Annotated in this window: 18 protein-coding genes; 14 read left to right on the top strand and 4 right to left on the bottom strand. The window is 64.1% G+C overall.

The annotated features are described in order from the left end of the window. Positions 1–51: 51 nt before the first annotated feature. Positions 52–546 (bottom strand): rhodanese-like domain-containing protein, encoded by a 495-nt coding sequence (locus P0X85_RS11665; RefSeq protein WP_275813301.1) that lies wholly within the window; start codon positions 544–546, stop codon positions 52–54. A 78-nt stretch (positions 547–624) separates the two neighbouring features. Here P0X85_RS11665 and P0X85_RS11660 point away from each other — a divergent pair, with 78 nt between their 5' ends. Continuing rightward, the gene (locus P0X85_RS11660) at positions 625–1,101 is read left to right on the top strand and encodes a YdcF family protein (protein WP_275813297.1); all 477 of its coding nucleotides are present in this window, start codon (positions 625–627) and stop codon (positions 1,099–1,101) included. A gap of 96 nt (positions 1,102–1,197) precedes the next feature. Then, a complete protein-coding gene (locus tag P0X85_RS11655) occupies positions 1,198–1,899 on the top strand; it encodes a Crp/Fnr family transcriptional regulator (protein ID WP_275813294.1) in 702 nt (233 codons plus the stop codon). Here P0X85_RS11655 and parA read toward each other — a convergent pair whose 3' ends face one another. Beyond that, positions 1,900–2,529 carry a ParA family partition ATPase gene (parA, locus tag P0X85_RS11650; RefSeq protein ID WP_275813291.1) on the bottom strand — a complete coding sequence of 210 codons (630 nt, stop codon included), beginning with the start codon at positions 2,527–2,529 and terminating at the stop codon, positions 1,900–1,902. A 103-nt stretch (positions 2,530–2,632) separates the two neighbouring features. Then, entirely contained in the window at positions 2,633–2,950 is a 318-nt protein-coding gene (locus P0X85_RS11645) for an antibiotic biosynthesis monooxygenase (protein WP_275813288.1), read from the bottom strand. A gap of 365 nt (positions 2,951–3,315) precedes the next feature. Between P0X85_RS11645 and P0X85_RS11640 the strand changes: the two genes are divergently transcribed. The 4 genes from P0X85_RS11640 to P0X85_RS11625 all read left to right on the top strand — a co-directional run bounded on the left by P0X85_RS11640 (position 3,316) and on the right by P0X85_RS11625 (position 7,189). Then, a complete protein-coding gene (locus tag P0X85_RS11640) occupies positions 3,316–4,359 on the top strand; it encodes an ABC transporter substrate-binding protein (RefSeq protein ID WP_275813323.1) in 1,044 nt (347 codons plus the stop codon). 150 nt (positions 4,360–4,509) lie between these two features. After that, positions 4,510–5,364 carry an ABC transporter permease gene (locus tag P0X85_RS11635; RefSeq protein WP_275813320.1) on the top strand — a complete coding sequence of 285 codons (855 nt, stop codon included), beginning with the start codon at positions 4,510–4,512 and terminating at the stop codon, positions 5,362–5,364. Continuing rightward, positions 5,361–6,143 (top strand): ABC transporter permease, encoded by a 783-nt coding sequence (locus tag P0X85_RS11630; protein ID WP_275813285.1) that lies wholly within the window; start codon positions 5,361–5,363, stop codon positions 6,141–6,143. Before P0X85_RS11635 ends, P0X85_RS11630 begins: the two co-directional genes overlap by 4 nt. After that, a complete protein-coding gene (locus P0X85_RS11625; protein WP_275813282.1) occupies positions 6,143–7,189 on the top strand; it encodes an ABC transporter ATP-binding protein in 1,047 nt (348 codons plus the stop codon). Before P0X85_RS11630 ends, P0X85_RS11625 begins: the two co-directional genes overlap by 1 nt. 80 nt (positions 7,190–7,269) lie before the next feature. Here the strand turns inward: P0X85_RS11625 and P0X85_RS11620 are convergent, their stop codons facing one another. Continuing rightward, the gene (locus P0X85_RS11620) at positions 7,270–8,112 is read right to left on the bottom strand and encodes a MurR/RpiR family transcriptional regulator (RefSeq protein WP_275813317.1); all 843 of its coding nucleotides are present in this window, start codon (positions 8,110–8,112) and stop codon (positions 7,270–7,272) included. Positions 8,113–8,298: 186 nt separating this feature from the next. Here P0X85_RS11620 and P0X85_RS11615 point away from each other — a divergent pair, with 186 nt between their 5' ends. The 8 genes from P0X85_RS11615 (at position 8,299) to P0X85_RS11580 (ending at position 18,337) form a co-directional block, all read left to right on the top strand. After that, complete coding sequence (locus P0X85_RS11615) at positions 8,299–9,072, top strand: N-formylglutamate amidohydrolase (protein WP_275813279.1); 774 nt, start codon at positions 8,299–8,301, stop codon at positions 9,070–9,072. Continuing rightward, positions 9,072–9,578 carry a TRAP transporter small permease subunit gene (locus tag P0X85_RS11610; protein ID WP_275813276.1) on the top strand — a complete coding sequence of 169 codons (507 nt, stop codon included), beginning with the start codon at positions 9,072–9,074 and terminating at the stop codon, positions 9,576–9,578. The genes P0X85_RS11615 and P0X85_RS11610 overlap by 1 nt, the downstream gene beginning before the upstream one ends. Next, positions 9,578–10,903 carry a TRAP transporter large permease gene (locus P0X85_RS11605; RefSeq protein ID WP_275813273.1) on the top strand — a complete coding sequence of 442 codons (1,326 nt, stop codon included), beginning with the start codon at positions 9,578–9,580 and terminating at the stop codon, positions 10,901–10,903. Before P0X85_RS11610 ends, P0X85_RS11605 begins: the two co-directional genes overlap by 1 nt. Positions 10,904–10,947: 44 nt before the next feature. After that, positions 10,948–11,985: a TRAP transporter substrate-binding protein gene (locus P0X85_RS11600; protein WP_275813271.1), complete on the top strand. Its 1,038-nt coding sequence runs from the start codon at positions 10,948–10,950 to the stop codon at positions 11,983–11,985. A 101-nt stretch (positions 11,986–12,086) separates the two neighbouring features. Then, on the top strand, positions 12,087–13,451 hold the full coding sequence (locus P0X85_RS11595) for a glutamine synthetase family protein (RefSeq protein ID WP_275813269.1): 1,365 nt from the start codon (positions 12,087–12,089) through the stop codon (positions 13,449–13,451). 84 nt (positions 13,452–13,535) lie between these two features. Continuing rightward, a complete protein-coding gene (locus P0X85_RS11590; protein ID WP_275813266.1) occupies positions 13,536–14,924 on the top strand; it encodes an aldehyde dehydrogenase family protein in 1,389 nt (462 codons plus the stop codon). After that, positions 14,921–16,075: an iron-containing alcohol dehydrogenase gene (locus tag P0X85_RS11585; protein ID WP_275813262.1), complete on the top strand. Its 1,155-nt coding sequence runs from the start codon at positions 14,921–14,923 to the stop codon at positions 16,073–16,075. The genes P0X85_RS11590 and P0X85_RS11585 overlap by 4 nt, the downstream gene beginning before the upstream one ends. 141 nt (positions 16,076–16,216) lie before the next feature. Continuing rightward, positions 16,217–18,337, top strand: coding sequence for a YjbH domain-containing protein (locus P0X85_RS11580; protein WP_275813259.1), 2,121 nt, complete (start codon positions 16,217–16,219; stop codon positions 18,335–18,337). Positions 18,338–18,343: the final 6 nt, after the last annotated feature.

The following is an 18,343-nucleotide window of genomic DNA, read 5'->3' as shown; positions in this document are numbered from 1 at the left end:
GACCATACACCTCGATGGCCACCTGAGATTACACCGAAGACGGCGCTGAATTTACACCACGTCCGTGGACGCTACCGACTGGCCGCACCACGGGCCGTTACAGAACAGCGCCACGGGTTTGACATCGGCGGGGCATTCGAAGCCTTCGAAATCGGGTTCGCAGCCCAATTCGCCCAAACGGGTCGACATCTCGTTATAGGGCATTGAAATCGCGCCGGGAATCGTGCCGCCCTCGTAATCGGGGCGCACGCGGCTGTCGATCACCGTGGCCGAGCCGGTTTCAAGAAACTCCAGCAGCTCGATCTCGCCGATCGTGGTGACACCGGGCGCGGGCGTCATTGGCTGGATACAGAAATTCGGGCAGGGCCGCGAGGTGCGCGCCCATTCGCCCGACAGCTCATTCGCATTGTCCTGAATGCGCGAGATTTCAGCCGGGCCATCCTCGGTCTGAACGGTGACCGAGGCGGTGTCGGGACGAATATTGACGGGGTCCGCAATGGCGGGGGTAGCAAGCGCGACAAGCGCGGCGGCAAAGATATAACGCATTCTGAAATCCTCCCTGATCGCTCAGAGGATAGCGCATCCCCGCTTGCCGTCCAGAGAGCACGCGCCTAGCGTGCCGCCATGACGCTTCGAACGGCCTTGATCCTCGGCGCGGCGGTCTGGCCCGGCGGGCGCCCCTCGCCCACGCTGGAACGGCGCACCCGACACGCGCTGGACCTCTGGCGCGCCGGGCGCGTGGACCGGATCATCTGTTGTGGCGGCATGGGTCGGCACCCGCCAAGCGAGGCCGAGGTGATGGCCCGCATTCTGCGCGAAGGCGGGGTCCCCGAGGACGCCATCCTGTGCGAGGACCGCTCTGTCAACACGTGGGAAAATATAGCCCATGCGCGTGCGATCTGCCCTGATCTGGGTCCGGTCATCCTCGTGACCGACCGCTACCACCAGTTGCGAGCGCGGCTGATTGCGCGCCACCTTGGACTGCGCGCCCAAAGCGAGGGACCGCCCGCCACCGCCGTTGCAAAAGGTGCAAGGCTGCGGGCCCATCTGCGCGAGTCGGCGGCCCTGATCAAGATGGTCTGGCATATGACCATTCGATGAAATTCCTGACCGATTGGGCGAAATTGACCTGTGTCAAAGTAACGCATGCGGATTCGCTGCATCCAAGGACGTTCCAATCTTTGCTGGAGCGCGAACATGAAACCCGACCTGACCCACGCGGCACAACGGTGCCCCGTCCTGTCCAAGGCCAGACCGGATACAAGAAAACTACTGGTTGAGTCCGCAAGCCTGCGGCGCCTCGACCGCAGCGACAGCCTTTTTCTGCATGAAACCCATGCGGACCAGTGTTTTGTGATCGTGTTCGGCTGGATCAAATTGTATCGCATTCTGCCCAATGGCTCCGAAGCCATCATCCGCATGCATACTGCGGGCGAGACGCTGGCCTTTGCCGATTGCCTGCGCGACGGGCAACACCAGACCGGGGCCGATGCGGCCTCGGAGGCGACGGTGCTGTGTATCCCCGCCGCCCTGCTGCGCGAGGCGATCGCCTCCGATCCCGATTTCGGGCGCATCCTGCTGACGAATTCCTTCGATCAGATCGATTCCCTGAACGAGCAACTCGAGTCGCTGAAATGCCAGACCGCGATTCAGCGCGTCGGCTGCTTCCTGCGCCGCCACGCCCGGCTGCGTGAGGGACGACTGGTCGTGCTGCTGCCGTTCGAGAAAGGGCTGGTCGCGTCTTATCTCGGAATAAAACCCGAGAGCCTGTCGCGCGCACTTGGTCGGCTGAAAGGCCACGGCGTGCGATCGGGGCGCGAGGAAATCGAGATCAGCGATCCCGCCGCGCTCGACGCGTTGATCCATGACGATGCGGGCAGCCTTGCCTATACGGGCTGATCATTCGAGATTGAGCAGCGCATGAAGGAGGGCGGTCACCTCGGCGTGACCGGCCCCTTTGCGCGGCGCTTCAAGCACACCCAGCCCCTGCCCCAGCGTTTCCGCAAAGACCACGCGGTGGCCAAGTGTGACCTCGACGAGGTCCGCCTCGAGCTGCGTTGCGGCATCGCGCACCTGATCGCCCAGACGGGTCTTGGACTTGGTCCGGTTCAGGACGATCTTCGGGCGTTTCCCCTCGCGCCGGGCCAGATCGAGCACCCCTTCGGTCGCCCAGAGATCGACATGGCTTGCCGCGACTGGCACGAGGATCAGGTCCGCCTCGCGCAGGGCCGGGCGCAGATCGCTGTCCACTTTGGGCGGGGTGTCGATGATGACCACATCGACCTGCTTGCGCAGCTTTTCGCATTCGTAGCTGACACCCCAGGCCGAGGAGGTCGAGAATTCAAGCCCCGCCTCACCCAGCGCCTCGCGGCGTTGCATGAACCAGCGCCCCAGCGACCCTTGCGGGTCGGTGTCGAGCAGCGCGACCGAGCGCCCTTCGCGCAAGAGCGCGACCGCCAGATTGACCGCGAGCGTCGTCTTGCCCGCGCCGCCCTTCTGCTGGGCCACCGTGATTACCAGTCCCGACATACAAATCCCCCGATGCTGCGTTGCAGCATAGGGTGAGTCGCCCTGAATTGCACGTCTTTAAAGCCCCCGTGGCAGGCGCGGGCTCCGGCTGTCCGATAGAGGTTCAGAAATTGTCCATCACATCATACATAACCGGCTCGAAGCTGCGGCAGAGCTGATTGATCTTGCGATTGCGCTCGATCATCTCGGGGGTGCGCAGCATCGCCTGATAATCGCCGCGCTTCTCCCATTTGGAATAGTTGGCGATCCGGGTCTGGGCATCGTTCATATGCAGCCCCGCGCCCAGAAATCCGGGCTGGTGGCGGATACAATGCTCATAGGCGTCCTGAAGCGCCTCCATCAGTTCACTCGCGGTGGCCGGGGTCATTTCGAAGGTGCAGATCACAGTCTGCCCGTTGAAATCCTTGGTGATTTCGGTCATGGCGGTCCTCCTTTCCCTGCATGCTGACACAGCGCGGGGATTCTGTCATCCCTGCGCAATGACCAGAACATGCCTGCCCCCGGCAACGCCACTTTTCCGGGCAAGGCACAGGCAATGTAACGGGGTTGTAACGGAATTGTTGCGCGAACCTCAGAATCGGGCAAATCTTGCCCAGCCGGTCAAAAGATTTGCCGGACAAGGCGCCATGTCGCGAGACTGTCACAATAAGGCGCGTAAGTGCGTCACGCGCGGCCAACCCGCGCTGGCTCAGATACTCAATGGGGAGTTGATCTATGAATACGACTACAAAGCACTGGCTGACCGGTGGTCTCGCGGGTGTCGCGGCGCTGCTCGCCACGAGCGCCATGGTTCAGGCGCAGGACATGGCCGCGCTGGAAGCTGCCGCAAAAGCAGAGGGCATGCTGACCACCATCGCCCTGCCCCATAGCTGGTGCGGCTATGGCGATGTGATCGCGGGCTTCAAGGCGAAGTATCCCGAGATCACCGTGAACGAGCTGAACCCGGATGCGGGCTCGGCGGACGAGCTTGAGGCGATCCGCGCCAATATCGGCAACACCGGCCCGCAGGCGCCCGACGTGATCGACGTGGGCCTCGCCTTCGGCCCCGCCGCCAAGGACGAAGGGCTGATCCAGCCCTACAAAGTCGCCACCTGGGACGAGATCCCGGAAAGCATCAAAGACCCCGATGGCTACTGGTATGGCGACTATTACGGCGTCATGTCCTTCATGGTGAACAAGGATCTGGTCGATAACACGCCCACCGACTGGGCCGACCTGACCAAGCCCGAATATGCCGGGCAAGTCGCGCTTGCGGGTGACCCGCGCGCCTCGAGCCAGGCGATCATGGGCGTTCTGGCGGCGGGTATGGCCGCAGGTGGCGCCGCCGGGGCGGAGTCGGGCGAGAAGGGCCTCGAATTCTTCAAGACCCTGAACGAGAACGGCAATTTCGTCCCCGTCATCGGCAAGGCCGGGACGCTTGCGCAGGGTGCGACGCCGATCGTTCTGGCGTGGGACTATAATGCGCTGTCGTGGCGTGATGAGCTGAACGGCAACCCGCCGGTTGACATCGTCGTGCCGAAAACCGGCGTGACGGCGGGTGTCTATGTTCAGGCCATCTCGGCCCATGCGCCGCATCCGAACGCGGCCAAGCTGTGGATGGAGTATCTCTATTCCGACGAGGGCCAGACCGCCTGGCTCAAGGGGTATTGCCACCCGGCACGCTTCAACGCGATGTCGGCAGCGGGCAAGATCCCGCAAGAGCTGCTCGACGCGCTGCCGCCGGCCGAAGCCTATGAGGCGGCCTATTTCCCGACGATCGACGAGCAGAACGCCAATAAGGAAGTGGTCACTGGCGGCTGGGATGCCGTGGTGGGCGCGAACGTTCAGTAACGCCTTGCGCGGGGCCACTGGCCCCGCTCTCCCGCCCCGGTTTCGCGCCGGGGTGGGGCTCCTTCTTCGTCCCTCACCGACTGAAAGACCCGCGTGACCGAAACTTCTCTTGCCCCCCCCGACGCAGAGCCCGCAGCGCCCCCGCCGCGGATGCGCCGGTTCCGGCCCTCGCTGACATGGCTCGGACTCTTGCCCTTCGCGGCCTTCGTGATCCTGTTTCTGTTCGCGCCCACGATGAAGATCGTCTTTGGCGCGTTTCAGCGCGCCGATGGCAGCTTTACCTTCGAGAATATCGCGGGGCTGTTCACCCCTTCGATCCTGTCCAGCTACTGGATCTCTATTAAAATCTCGGTTGCCTCTTCGGCGCTTGGCTGCCTTGTGGGCTTTCTGATGGCGGCCGCCGTGATCCTTGGCGGTCTGCCCAAAGGCATCCGCTCGCCGCTGCTGACCTTCTCGGGGGTGGCCTCCAACTTCGCGGGCGTGCCGCTGGCCTTCGCATTCCTTGCGACGCTTGGGCCGCTGGGGCTTGTGACGGTGTTCCTCAAGACGCAGTTCGGCATCAACCTGCGCGCGATGGGGTTCAACATCCTGTCCTTCTGGGGCCTGACGATTACCTATCTGTTCTTCCAGATCCCGCTGATGATCCTGATCATCACCCCCGCCATTGACGGGCTGAAGCGCGAGTGGCGCGAAGCGGCGCAGGTGCTCGGCGCCACGGGGGCGCAATATTGGCGCATGGTCGCGCTGCCGATCCTGTTCCCCTCGATCCTTGGCACCTTCGCGCTTTTGTTCGCCAACGCCTTTGGCGCCGTGGCCACGGCAATCGCGCTCACCGGGTCGAGCCTCAACATCGTGCCGATCATGCTGTTCGCGCAAATCCGGGGCGATGTGCTGGGCAATCCGCATCTGGGCTACGCGATGGCGCTTGGCATGATCGTGGTCACCGCGACGGCCAACGTGATCTATATCTGGCTGCGGCTGCGCGCCGAGAGGTGGCTCAAATGAAGAAGTTCGCAGCCTGGGCCATCTTGCTGCTCGGGGTCACCTATTTTGTCCTGCCGCTGATCGGCATGACCGAGTTTTCGCTCTCGATGCGACGCGGAGAATACAGCTTCGACGCCTATGCAAAGGTCCTTGCCGACCCACAATTCCGCCAAACCTTCGGCTATTCGGTGATCATGTCGCTGATGACCATCGCCGTGGGCGTGCTGCTGGTGGTGCCCACGGCCTTTTGGGTGCAGTTGCGCCTGCCCCAAATTCGGCCGCTGATCGAGTTCATCACGCTCCTGCCGCTGGTGATCCCGGCCATCGTCACGGTGTTCGGCTATATCCGGCTGTATAACACCTCAAGCTGGCTGCCGCTAACAGGCTCGCTCTGGGGCACCAACTTCCTGCTGCTCATGGGGTATTCGACGCTTTCCCTGCCCTATATGTATCGCGCGGTCGATACCGGGCTGAGGGCCATCGACGTGCGCACGCTGACCGAAGCGGCGCAGAGCCTTGGCGCAGGCTGGGTGCTGATCCTCGCACGCGTCATCATGCCGAACGTGCTGGTGGCGGTGCTGTCGGGCGCCTTCGTGACCTTCGCCATCGTCATGGGCGAGTTCACCATGGCGGCGCTTCTGAACCGACCGGCCTTCGGGCCTTATCTGCAACTCATGGGCGCGAACAAGGCCTATGAGCCCTTTGCACTGGCCGTGATCGCATTTGCCATCACCTGGGCCTGTATGGGGCTCTTCCAGCTTGTCACGCGCTTCTCGAAACACACCAAGGCGGCCGGCTGATGTCCTTTCTGACGATTGAAAACCTAGAGAAATCCTTTGGCGCGAACCGCGTCGTGAAGGATTTCGACCTGAGCGTCGAGAAGGGCGAGTTCATCTCGCTGCTCGGGCCATCGGGCTGCGGCAAGACCACCGTGCTGCGCATGGTGGCCGGGTTCGAGACGCCTTCCTCGGGCATAATCCGGATCGACGGGCAAGAGGTCGTGCGCCTCAAGCCCAACCAGCGCAATATCGGCATGGTGTTTCAGGCCTATGCGCTGTTCCCGAACCTGACGGTTGCGCAGAATGTGGGCTTTGGCCTCAAGGTGAAGGGCACTCCGAAATCTGAGATCGACACGCGCGTGGCTGAGATGCTGGACCTGATCGGGTTGTCGGATCTGGGCGGACGCTATCCGTTCCAACTATCGGGCGGGCAGCAGCAGCGCGTGGCGCTGGCCCGCGCGCTGGCGCCGCGTCCGCAGGTCCTGCTGCTCGATGAACCGCTCTCGGCGCTCGACGCCAAGATCCGCGTTTCTTTGCGCAACGAAATCCGCGAGATCCAGCGCCGCCTTGGCATCACGACGATCTTTGTGACCCACGATCAGGAAGAGGCGCTGTCGATGTCGGACCGGGTCGTGGTGATGCACGAGGGCATCGCGGATCAGGTCGGCACGCCGTTCGAGATCTACAACGCCCCCGCCACCCGCTTCGTGGCAAATTTCGTGGGCACGCTGAACACGCTCGAAGCGCGGGTTCTCGATCCGGCGAGCGGGCGGGTGACGCTTGGGCAGACGGAGATCGCGCTGAACCGGCCCCTGCCCGGCCCGACCGCGACGCTGGGCCTGCGTCCCGAGATGGTGAGCCTTGGGCGCGGCACGCATGACACCGCTCTGAGCGGGACGATCACCGAGGTGGATTTCCTTGGCTCGGTGATCCGCTTGCGCGCTGATCTGGGTGGGCAATCGCTCGCCTTCGATACGTTCAACACCAACCGCATTGCGCCGCCGAAAGTCGGGGATCGGGTTGAGTTGGGGATCGACGCGGGCGACCTTCTGGTCATCGAGGGGTGAAAGGCGAGCCGTGAGGGGGCCCTGCCCCCTCTGGCGCAGAGCGCCATTCACCCCCGGGATATTTGACGCGATTGGAAGGCTTACTTGCGCCCCCGGAAGAACCGGGCGCGGGCGTAGAGGTCTTCGAGGCGTTTCATTCGCGCCTCGGTCTCCGACCATGTGAGCGACTGCACTGCCGAGAGCAGCGTTTCGACCAGCACCTGAATGGCCACCGTCGAGTCCCAGGCCGAGGGGACCTCGATCTGAGCCGAGAAGCGGTAGCGGGCATGGGCGGCGGCGGGGCTCACCCAAGGGTCGGTGATCAGGATCACCTCGGCCCCTTGCTCGGCAGCAAGCTCCACGAGTTGCAGCACGTTGTTCTCGTAGCGGCGGATGTCGAAGACGAGCAGCACATCGCCGGCTTTCATTTCCAGAAGTGCGGGCGGCCAGGCGTTCGAGACTGGAGGCAAGAGTTCCACGTTCGAGCGGATCACCTTCATATGGGCCACGAAATACTCCGCCATGGCGAGCGTAATCCGCCCGCCCGTGGCAAAGACCTTACGGGCCGGATCGGCGAGCAGTTGGGCGGTCGCGTCGAATTGCGCGTGGTCGATTTGGGCCAGTGTCGCCTGAAGGTTGCCCAGCACCGCATCGGCAAATCGGTTGAGGACATGCGTATCGGGCGCGTCGCCCGCCCAGCGGTCATGCTTGGCCAGCGGGCTTTCGAGCCGCGCCTCGACCTCGTCGCGCACGGCCGATTGCAGGCCCGGATAGCCGCCGAACCCCATCTTCTGCGCGAGCCGGACGACCGTAGGCGAACTGACCTCGGCGGCCTTTGCGAGCTGCGTGACCGACCCCAGAAGCGCCACTGGATAGTGGCGCAGGATGTGGCCCGCCAATTGCCGCTCGGCCCGGGTCATCGTGTCGATGGACCCGCGCAGCATGTCTTCGATCGTTTGCGTGACTGCCGCCAAATTGAGCACCTTTCGATCCGGGGCGCTCCGCGGGAAGCGACTCGCCAGAGAACAGATTGTAACAGAATTTTCATTTTTGAAATAATGTTGACAGACACGTTTCCAGCGCACAGCCTGATCAAAAGATCAAAAATCAGAATCGACGCTGGGAGAGACATGACGGGACACGCGCATCCTTTGGCTGTTGCCATTGAGAACCGCGACGCTGCGGGGCGGTGCGTGATCGTGTGCGAGCACGCTTCGAACGCCTTTCCCGAGCCGTGGGGCGCGCTTGGGCTGAGTGATGCGCAGCGCGCGGCGCATATCGCGTGGGACCCGGGGGCGCTTGGGCTCGCGCGGGGATTGGCGGAGCGGCTTGGATCGGTGCTGATCCATGCCGGGGCCTCGCGGTTGATCTATGATCTGAACCGCCCGCCCCAGTCGCGGGGTGCTATGGCCGAACGCTCCGAGATCCATGACATCCCCGGCAACCGCGCGCTTGCGCCAGAGACCCGTCTGATGCGGACCGAGGCGCTATATGTCCCCTTCCACGCGACGGTCCGGGCCGAGATCGCGCGGCGGCTGGCGCTGGGGCTCGATCCGGTTCTGGTCACGGTGCACAGCTTCACCCCCGTCTATGCCGGGAAGCCTCGCGCGGTCGAGCTGGGCGTGATTCACGATGCCGACCCCACGCTGGCGCGTGCCGTTCTGGCCGAGGCCGAGGCGCGTACGCCGCTCGTCACGCGCCTGAACGAACCCTATTCCGCCGCCGATGAGGTCACCCATACCCTCGCGCTTCATGCGACCCCGATGGGGATCGCCAATGTCATGCTGGAGCTGCGCAACGATCTAATCGCAACGCCCGAGGCGCAGGTCGAGATGGCTGATCGCCTTGCCCCGGTATTGGAAGGCGCGCTGGCGCGGGCCGCAAATGTCGAGGGGGCCGCGTGATGCCGGGCTGGACCAAGACCTATGTCCGCTGGATCGAGGCGCTGAACTATCGCGTCGGACGGTTCGCGATGTATCTGCTCTACGCGATGATGGCGATCCTGCTCTGGTCGTCGGTCACGAAATTCATCCATATCCCCGCGCTCTGGACGCTGGAAATGGCGCAGTTCACGCTGGTCGCCTATTACATGCTGGGCGCGCCCTACTCCCTGCAACTGGGCACCAATGTGCGCATGGACCTGCTCTATTCGCGGTTCTCGCCGAAGGGGCAGGCGATCTGGGACGTGTTCACGATCTTCGCGTTGATGTTCTACCTCGGCGTGATGCTCTACGGCGCGGTGGACTCTACCGCCTATGCCATTGAATTCAATGAACGCAACCCGACCGCCTGGCGGCCGCCGCTCTGGCCGATCAAGGTCATCATCTCGGTCTCGTTCCTGCTGATGCTGTTGCAGGCGAGTGTCCATCTGATCCGCGACATCGCCGTGATCCGCGGGGAGGAGATCTGATGGACTACAATCTGATCGCGCTTTTGATGTTCTCGACGATGCTCCTGATGATGCTGACGGGGCAGCGGGTCTTTGGCGCCATCGGCTTTGTGGCGGTGGTCGCGGCGATGGCGCTTTGGGGGCCGGGCGGCACGGATATGGGCTTCTCCGCCGTGATGAAGCTGATGAAATGGACGCCGCTGCTCACGCTGCCGATGTTCGTCTATATGGGCTACGTCATGTCCGAGAGCCGACTGGCCGAGGACCTTTACCGCATGTTCCATGTCTGGTTCGGGCCGATGCCGGGCGGGCTTGCCATCGGGACGATCCTGCTGATGGTGATGATCTCGGTGATGAACGGGCTGTCGGTCGCGGGCATGGCGATCGGAGCGACGATTGCGCTGCCGGAACTGTTGCGGCGCAACTATGACAAGCTGATGATTTCGGGCGTCATTCAGGCGGGATCGAGCCTTGGCATCCTGATCCCGCCTTCAGTGGTGCTGGTGCTGTTCTCGCTGATCGCGCGCCAGCCGGTGTCGGAACTTTGGCTCGCAGGCGCGGTGCCGGGGTTGCTGATGGCGGTGCTGTTCATCGCCTATATCACCATCCGCTGCCGCCTGAACCCCGCACTTGCGCCCGCCATGTCCGCCGCGGAACGCGCGCAGATCACCTGGCCCGAAAAGCTGCGGCTCCTGCGCGCGGGGCTGCTGCCGATCTTCATTTTCGCCGCGATGATGGTGCCCTTCCTGAACGGCTGGGCGAGCCTGACCGAGGCCTCGGTGATCGGCGCGCTGTCGGCGGTGCTGGCGGCGGTCGTGAAGCGCCGCTTCACATGGGCCGTGTTCGAGACCGCCACCCGCAACACGCTCGCCATCACGGTGATGTTCATGCTCATCATCACGGCGGCGCTCAGTTTTGGCGCGGTGTTCGACGGGCTGGGCGCAGGCCGCGCGATCGAGAATTTCTTCCTCAAGGATCTGGGCCTCGGCCCGTGGCAAATCCTGATCCTGATGCAGCTGAGCTTCCTCGTGATGGGGATGTTCCTCGACGACACGGCGATGCTGGTGATCGTGGCCCCGGTCTATGTGAGCCTCGCCCGCGCGCTTGGCTTCGATATGATCTGGTATGGCGTGCTTTACACGATCACCTGCCAGATCGCGTATCTCACGCCGCCCTTCGGCTATAATCTGTTCCTGATGAAGGCGATGGCCCCGCCGGAGTTCACGCTGCCGGTGATCTACCGCTCGGTCTTTCCCTTCGTGCTGGTCATGGTGCTGACGCTGATCCTCGTGATGGTGTTCCCGCAGCTCGCGCTTTGGCTGCCGCAAACGGTTCTTGGACGATAACAGACCCCGCAAAATCAGGGGCGTAACCAACAAGGAGAGAGAAGATGACGACGACAAGACGGAAGTTCCTCGCCACCGGCGCGTTGGGGGCCGCGGCTGCGGGGCTCGCAGCGCCTGCGCGTGCGCAGGAGACGATCAAGTGGCGGATGCAAACCTATGCCGGCCCGGCGCTGGCCGAGCATGTGGTCAAGCCCGCCATCGACGCGTTCAATACCATCGCCAACGGCCAGATGGAGATCGAGCTGTTCTATGCGGATCAGCTCGTACCAACCTCAGAGCTGTTCCGCGCAATGCAAAACGGCACCATCGACGCGGTCCAGTCGGACGACGACTCGATGGCGTCCCCCACCGAGGTCACCGTGTTCGGCGGCTATTTCCCGCTCGGGCTGCGCTATTCGCTCGACGTGCCGGCGCTGTTCAACGAATGGGGCCTGAACGAGATCTGGGGCGAGGAATACGCCAAGGTCGGCGTCAAGCACATCTCGGCAGGCTCGTGGGACCCGTGCCACTTTGCCATGAAAGAGCCGGTGAACTCGCTCGCGGACCTGCAAGGCAAGCGCGTCTTCACCTTCCCGACCGCAGGCCGCTTCCTCGCGCAGTTCGGCGTCGTGCCGGTCACCGTGCCGTGGGAAGACGTCGAGGTCGCGATGCAGACCGGCGAGCTGGACGGCATCGCGTGGTCGGGCATCACCGAGGACTATACCGTCGGCTGGTCCAAGGTCGCGCCCTATTTCCTGACCAACAACATCTCGGGCGCGTGGATCGGGCATTTCTTCGCCAATATGGAGCGTTGGGACGCGGTGCCGCCGCATCTGCAAGAGCTGCTGAAGGTCTGCTTCGAGCAGTCGCATTACTACCGCCAGCACTGGTATTGGGCGGGAGAGGCGAAGCTGCGCGTCGAAGGCACCGATATGCAACTCACCACGATCCCCGATGCCGAATGGGCGCAGGTCGAAGCGGCCGCCGCCACCTTCTGGGACGAAATCGCGGCCGAGTCCGAGACCAAGGCCAAGGTCGTCGAGATCATCAAGAAATATAACGACACGATGACCAAAGCCGGGCGGCCCTATCGCTACGGCTAATCACCGCACCAAGGCGCGCGGGGCCTTGACCGTCCCGCGCGCAAGATCAAACTAGGACGCCGCCCCAAGCCGTGGGCGGCGCGTTTCAGGAGGACTCGTGAATGCCCGCCAATCTGAGCTTCGATGCCTTGAAACAGGCCGTGTCGGAGGGTGAAATCGACACTGTGATCGCCTGCCTCGTCGACATGCAGGGCCGGCTGCAGGGCAAGCGGTTCCACGCGCAGCATTTCGTCGATGGCGCCTGGGAAGAAACCCATTGCTGCAACTACCTGCTCGCCACCGATCTCGAGATGTATACCGTCGAGGGCTACGAGGCGTCGAGCTGGTCGCGGGGCTATGGCGACTATGTGATGCGCCCCGATCTGAGCACGCTGCGCCGTATCCCGTGGGTCGCTGGCACGGCGCTGGTGATGTGCGATGTGCTCGACCATCACACGCATGAGCTTGTGCCGCACGCGCCGCGCACCGTCCTCACCCGCCAGATCGAGCGCGCCCGCGCGATGGACTTCGAGCCGATGATGGCGACCGAGCTGGAATTCTTTCTCTTCGAGGAAAGCTTCCCCGAACTGTTCGACGCGGGCTACCCGACGCCCACTCCGATCGCGCGCTACAATGTGGACTATTCGATCTTCGGCAATGCGCGCGGCGAGCCGATCATGCGCGACATCCGCAACGGGCTTTATGGCGCGGGCATTCCCATCGAGTGCTCGAAGGGCGAGGCCGAGCGCGGGCAGGAAGAGGTCAACGCGAAATATTCGGACGCGATGGACACGGCCGACATGCACACGCTCATCAAGCAGGGCGTCAAGGAAATCGCGCAGGCCCATGGCGCGAGCGTGACCTTTATGGCGAAATATCAGACCGGCAAGGCGGGTTCGTCGAGCCACGTTCATCAGTCGCTCTGGAAAGACGGTCAGAACGCTTTTGTCGATGACACCAAGCCGCATGGCATGTCCGATCTGATGCGGCATTTCCTCGCCGGGCAGCTCGCCCATGCGCGCGATATCACCTATTTCCTCGCGCCCTATATCAACAGCTACAAGCGGTTCTGCGTGGGGCTGTTTGCGCCGACCAAGATCGTTTGGTCGCTCGACAACCGGACTGCGGGCTTCCGCATTTGCGGCGAGCATACCAAAGCCGTGCGCGTCGAGTGCCGGATCGGCGGGGCGGACCTGAACCCCTATCTCGCCTGCGCGGCGCTTCTGGCGGCGGGGCTCGACGGGATCGAGAAGAAACTCGATCCGGGCCCTGCGATCGAGGGCGATGTCTATCAGGCGGGCGAGGCGCCCTCTGTGCCCGGCACGCTTCATGAGGCGGTCGCCGCGCTTGAGCAAAGCGATATGCTGGCGCGCGCCTTCGGGGCCGATGTGGTCGGTCATTATGCCCATGCCGCCCGCTGGGAAATCGAGGAATTCGAACGCGCCGTCACCGATTACGAGCGCGCGCGCGGGTTCGAACGGGCCTGAGGGCCGAAACAGAATGGCAGCGCCCGCCAAGGGGGCGTGATGAGGACAGGGCTGCGCAGGGCGCGCGGCCAAAGGAAGGTCATGATGACGAAAACGCTACAGTGTATCTCGCCGGTGGATGGGAGCGTCTATGCCGAGCGCGCCACTCTCTCGCTTGCCGATGCCGAGGCGATGGCGGCCCGCGCGCGCGCCGCTCAACCCGCATGGGCCGCGCGCCCTCTGGCCGAGCGTATCGCGCTGGTCCAGGCCGGGGTCGCGAAGCTCAACGAGATGAAGGATCAGGTGGTCGAGGAACTCGCCTGGCAGATGGGCCGCCCAACCCGCTTTGGCGGCGAATTCGGCGGCGTGAACGACCGCACCGCCTATATGTCCGAGATCGCAGCCGAGGCGCTCGCGCCGATGGTGGTCGAGGAAAGCCCCGCCTTCAAACGCCAGATCGCGCGTGAGCCGGTGGGCGTGGTGCTGATCATCGCGCCGTGGAACTACCCCTATCTCACCACGATCAACACGCTGGTTCCGGCGCTGATCGCGGGTAATACGGTGGTGCTCAAGCACGCCACGCAAACCATGCTGGTGGGCGAGCGTATCGCCGAAGCCTTCCACGCGGCAGGCATCCCCGAGGACGTGTTCCAGAACGTCTTCCTCTCGCATGACGTGACCGAGGCGCTGATCGGCAACCGCGCGTTCAACTTCATCAACTTCACCGGCTCGGTCGGCGGGGGTGCGGCCATCGAGCGCGCGGCGGCGGGCACTTTCGTGGGCCTCGGCCTTGAACTCGGCGGCAAGGACCCGGGCTACGTGATGGACGACGCCGATCTCGACGCCGCCGTCGACAGTCTTATGGATGGCGCGATGTTCAACGCGGGCCAGTGCTGCTGCGGGATCGAGCGGATCTATGTCCACGAAAGCCTGTATGACGCCTTCGTCGAAAAGGCCGTGGCTTGGGTGAAGACGCTAAAACTCGGCAACCCGTTCGACGCCGACAGCACCATCGGCCCGATGGCCAACAAGCGCTTTGCGGATATCGTGCGCGCCCAGATCGCCGAAGCCGTGGCCGAGGGCGCGACCGCGCTGATCGACCCGGCACTTTTCCCGGCGGATGACGGGGGCGCCTATCTCGCGCCGCAGATCCTCGTCGATGTGAACCACGAGATGCGGGTGATGCGCGAGGAAAGCTTTGGCCCGGTCGTCGGCATCATGAAGGTCAAGGACGACGAAGAGGCCATCGCGGTGATGAATGACTGCGATTACGGGCTGACCTGCTCGCTCTGGACCTCGGACCCGGCGCGGGCCGAGGCCATCGGTGCACGGATCGAGACCGGAACCGTGTTCATGAACCGCTGCGACTATCTCGACCCGGCACTGTGCTGGACCGGCTGCAAGGACACGGGCCGGGGCGGCTCCTTGTCGGTGCTCGGCTTCTATTCGGTCACGCGCCCGAAATCCTACCATCTCAAGAAGGTGACGAAATGAGCGTTCCCACGATGAACTGGTCCTATCCGACCGCGATCAAATTCGGCGCGGGCCGGATCAAGGAACTCGCCGATCACTGCAAGGCGGCGGGCATCGCGCGCCCGCTTCTGGTCACCGACAAGGCGCTGGCGAGCCTGCCGATCACGGCGGCTGCGCTCGATATCCTCGACGCGGCCGGGCTGGGTCGCGCGGTATTCTCCGAGGTCGATCCGAACCCGAACGAAGCGAACATGGCCTCGGGCATCGCGGCCTATAAGGCAGGCGGCCATGACGGCGTTATCTGCTTTGGCGGCGGTTCGGCGCTGGATCTTGGCAAGATGATCGCACTGATGGCCGATCAGGACGCCGCGCTCAGCGTCTGGGATCTGGAGGATATCGGCGATTGGTGGACCCGCGCGGACAGCTCGAAAATCGCGCCCATCGTGGCCGTGCCGACCACTGCCGGAACCGGCTCCGAGGTCGGGCGCGCGGGCGTTCTGACCAATTCGGCGACGCATAAGAAGAAGATCATCTTCCATCCGAAACTGCTGCCCGTGGTCACCATCTGCGACCCGGAACTGACCGTCGGCATGCCCGCCTTCATCACCGCAGGCACCGGGATGGACGCGCTCGCGCATTGCCTTGAGGCCTATTGCTCGCCCTTCTACCACCCGATGAGCCAGGGCATCGCGCTTGAAGGCATGCGGCTGGTCTTCGAGAACCTGCCCCGCGCCTATGCCAATCCGACCGACCTCGAGGCGCGCGCGCATATGATGTCGGCGGCGGCGATGGGGGCGGTGGCCTTCCAGAAGGGCCTCGGCGCGATCCACTCGCTCAGCCACCCGATCGGCGCGGTCTACAACACCCATCACGGCACGACCAACGCCGTGGTGATGCCGATGGTGCTCGACTTCAACCGCTCCGCGATCGAGGACCGGATCACCCGCGCAGCCGCCTATCTGGGCATCGCTGGCGGGTTCGACGGTTTCCGCGCCCGGATCATCTCGCTGCGCTCGGAACTGTCGATCCCCGAGAGCCTCTCGGAAATGGGCGTTGAAGCCAGCCGTCTTGACGAGTTGACCGAGATGGCGCTCGAGGACCCGTCCTGTGGCGGCAACCCGATCGAGATGACGCGCGAGAACACCCGCGCGCTGTTCGAGGCCTGCCTCTGAGACAGATCGCACTGCCCGGCGACGATACCGGGCGGTGCGCATCTCGCGCAACACATCGCGCGAAACTCCGGTTTTTGCCTCCCTGCCCCCTCGCGCGCGGGCGCGAAGCACGTTAAAGAGGGCAAAATCGTGGAGGGACCGATGGCTGGCAACTTGCGCAAATTCAGCTCCGTTGGCGTGATCGCACTTCTGGCGGGCACGGCGCCGCTGGCGATTGGCCTGCGCGCGGGCGCAGAGCCGCTGACCAGCTTCGGCTATGGCACGTTCGGCACCCCCGGCCTGATCGACATGCCGACCGCCGAAACCCGGCCCGATGGCGAATTCGGGGCAACGGTCGCGGCGCGCTCGGGCGATACGCGCGGCTCTTTCGCGTTTCAGATCCTTCCGCGGCTGAGCGGCGCTCTGCATTTCTCGACCAGCGACGATCTGGGGCCCGGCGGCACCACGCGTGACGACCGCAGCTTTGACCTGCATTGGCAAGTGCTCGAAGAGGATGGCTGGCGCCCCGCCGTCGCCATCGGCATGCGCGATATTCTGGGCGATGCGCATTACGGCAGCGAGTATCTGGTTGCGACCAAGACGCTTTCGCCACGCCTGCGCGCGACGGCGGGCCTTGGCTGGGGTCGGCTTGCGACCAAGGGCGGGTCGGGCGGCGGCACGCGCCCGGCGGCGGATGCGAATGGCGGCCTGAACTCTGACGCATGGTTCCGTGGCCCGGTCGCGCCCTTTGCGGGCCTCGCATGGCAGGCGACCGACAAACTCACCCTCAAGGCCGAGGTCAGCTCTGACGCCTATCTCGACGAGGTTGGCGCGGGCTTCGACCGCAAGACCTCGGTGAACCTTGGCGCGGATTACCGCTTCAACAAGATGCTCTCGCTCGGGGCCTATTACCTGCATGGCTCCGAGGTTGGGCTGCAATTCAACATCGCGCTCGATCCGCGCGACCCGCCCGCGCCCTCGGGGCTGGAAAAGGCACCCCTCCCGGTCCGCCCGCGCCCCGCGCCGGGCGCCGATGCCGAAGCATGGTCCGGTGCGTGGAGCGCCGATCCGACCGCCCGCCCGGTGATCCAGCGCACGTTGGCCGAAGCGATGGCCAAGGACGGCCAAGTCCTTGAGGCGATGGCGCTGAGCACCGACGCGGTCGAACTGCGCGTGCGCAACGAAACCTATGACGCGCGTCCGCAGGCCATCGGCCATATCGCCCGGATGCTCACCCGCGCGATGCCCGCAACCGTCGAGACCTTCACCATCACGCTGGTCGAGCGCGGCATGCCGGTGTCCTCGACCACGCTCAAGCGCAGCGATATCGAAGCGCTGGAAAACGGGGCTTCGAACGAATTGCTCGCCCGCGCCGAGATCGGCGAAGCAGGGGCGGCGAGTGTCACGGGCGCGGCCTTCTCGCCGAACGACGACCTTTATCCGCGCCTGAAATGGGCAATCTCGCCCTATCTCGAACTGTCGAACCATGTCGAGGGTCAGGATCAGCGCGCCGATGTCGGGCTGCAATTCAAGGGCCGCTACGAACTCGCGCCGAATCTCGTGCTGTCAGGCACGCTGCGCCAGAAGGCGCTCGGCAACCTTGACGAGTCGACCTATGTCTCGCCTTCGCCGGTGCCGCATGTGCGTTCGGAGTTCGCGGAATACCAGAAAGAGGGCGATCTGACGGTTCAGAACCTGACGCTCGCCTGGTATGGCCGCCCGGCCGAGAACCTCTATGCGCGCGTGACCGCGGGTTATCTGGAGCGGATGTATGGCGGCGTCTCGGGTGAGATCCTGTGGAAGCCGGTCGACAGCCGTCTCGCGCTCGGAGCCGAGGTGAACTACGTCAAGCAGCGCGATTTCGACCAGCATTTCGGCTTCCGCGACTATGACACGGTGAGCGGGCACCTCTCGGCCTATTACGATTTCGGCAAAGGCATCACCGGTCAGCTTGATGTCGGCCGCTACCTCGCAGAGGACTGGGGCGCGACGGTTTCGGTTGATCGCCGTCTGGCCAATGGCTGGACCGTGGGCGCCTTTGCGACCGTCACCGATATGGATAGTGCCGATTTCGGGCCGGGTTCCTTCGACAAGGGCCTGCGCATCTCGATCCCGCTGAGCTGGGCCTCGGGTAAGCCGACGCTGGCCACCTTCGATCAGACAATCCGCCCGTTCACGGGGGATGGTGGCGCGCGCGTCGAGGTCGAGGGCCGCCTCTACGAGACGATCCGCGATGGCCATGTTGGCGCGCTGTATGAGGATTGGGGCCGGGTTTGGCGCTGAGCGGTT

Origin of the sequence: Pseudothioclava nitratireducens, from assembly GCF_029210495.1 — a bacterium.
In the GTDB taxonomy this organism is placed as follows: Bacteria; Pseudomonadota; Alphaproteobacteria; order Rhodobacterales; family Rhodobacteraceae; genus Pseudothioclava; species Pseudothioclava nitratireducens.
This window is presented reverse-complemented; position numbering and strand designations above follow the sequence as displayed.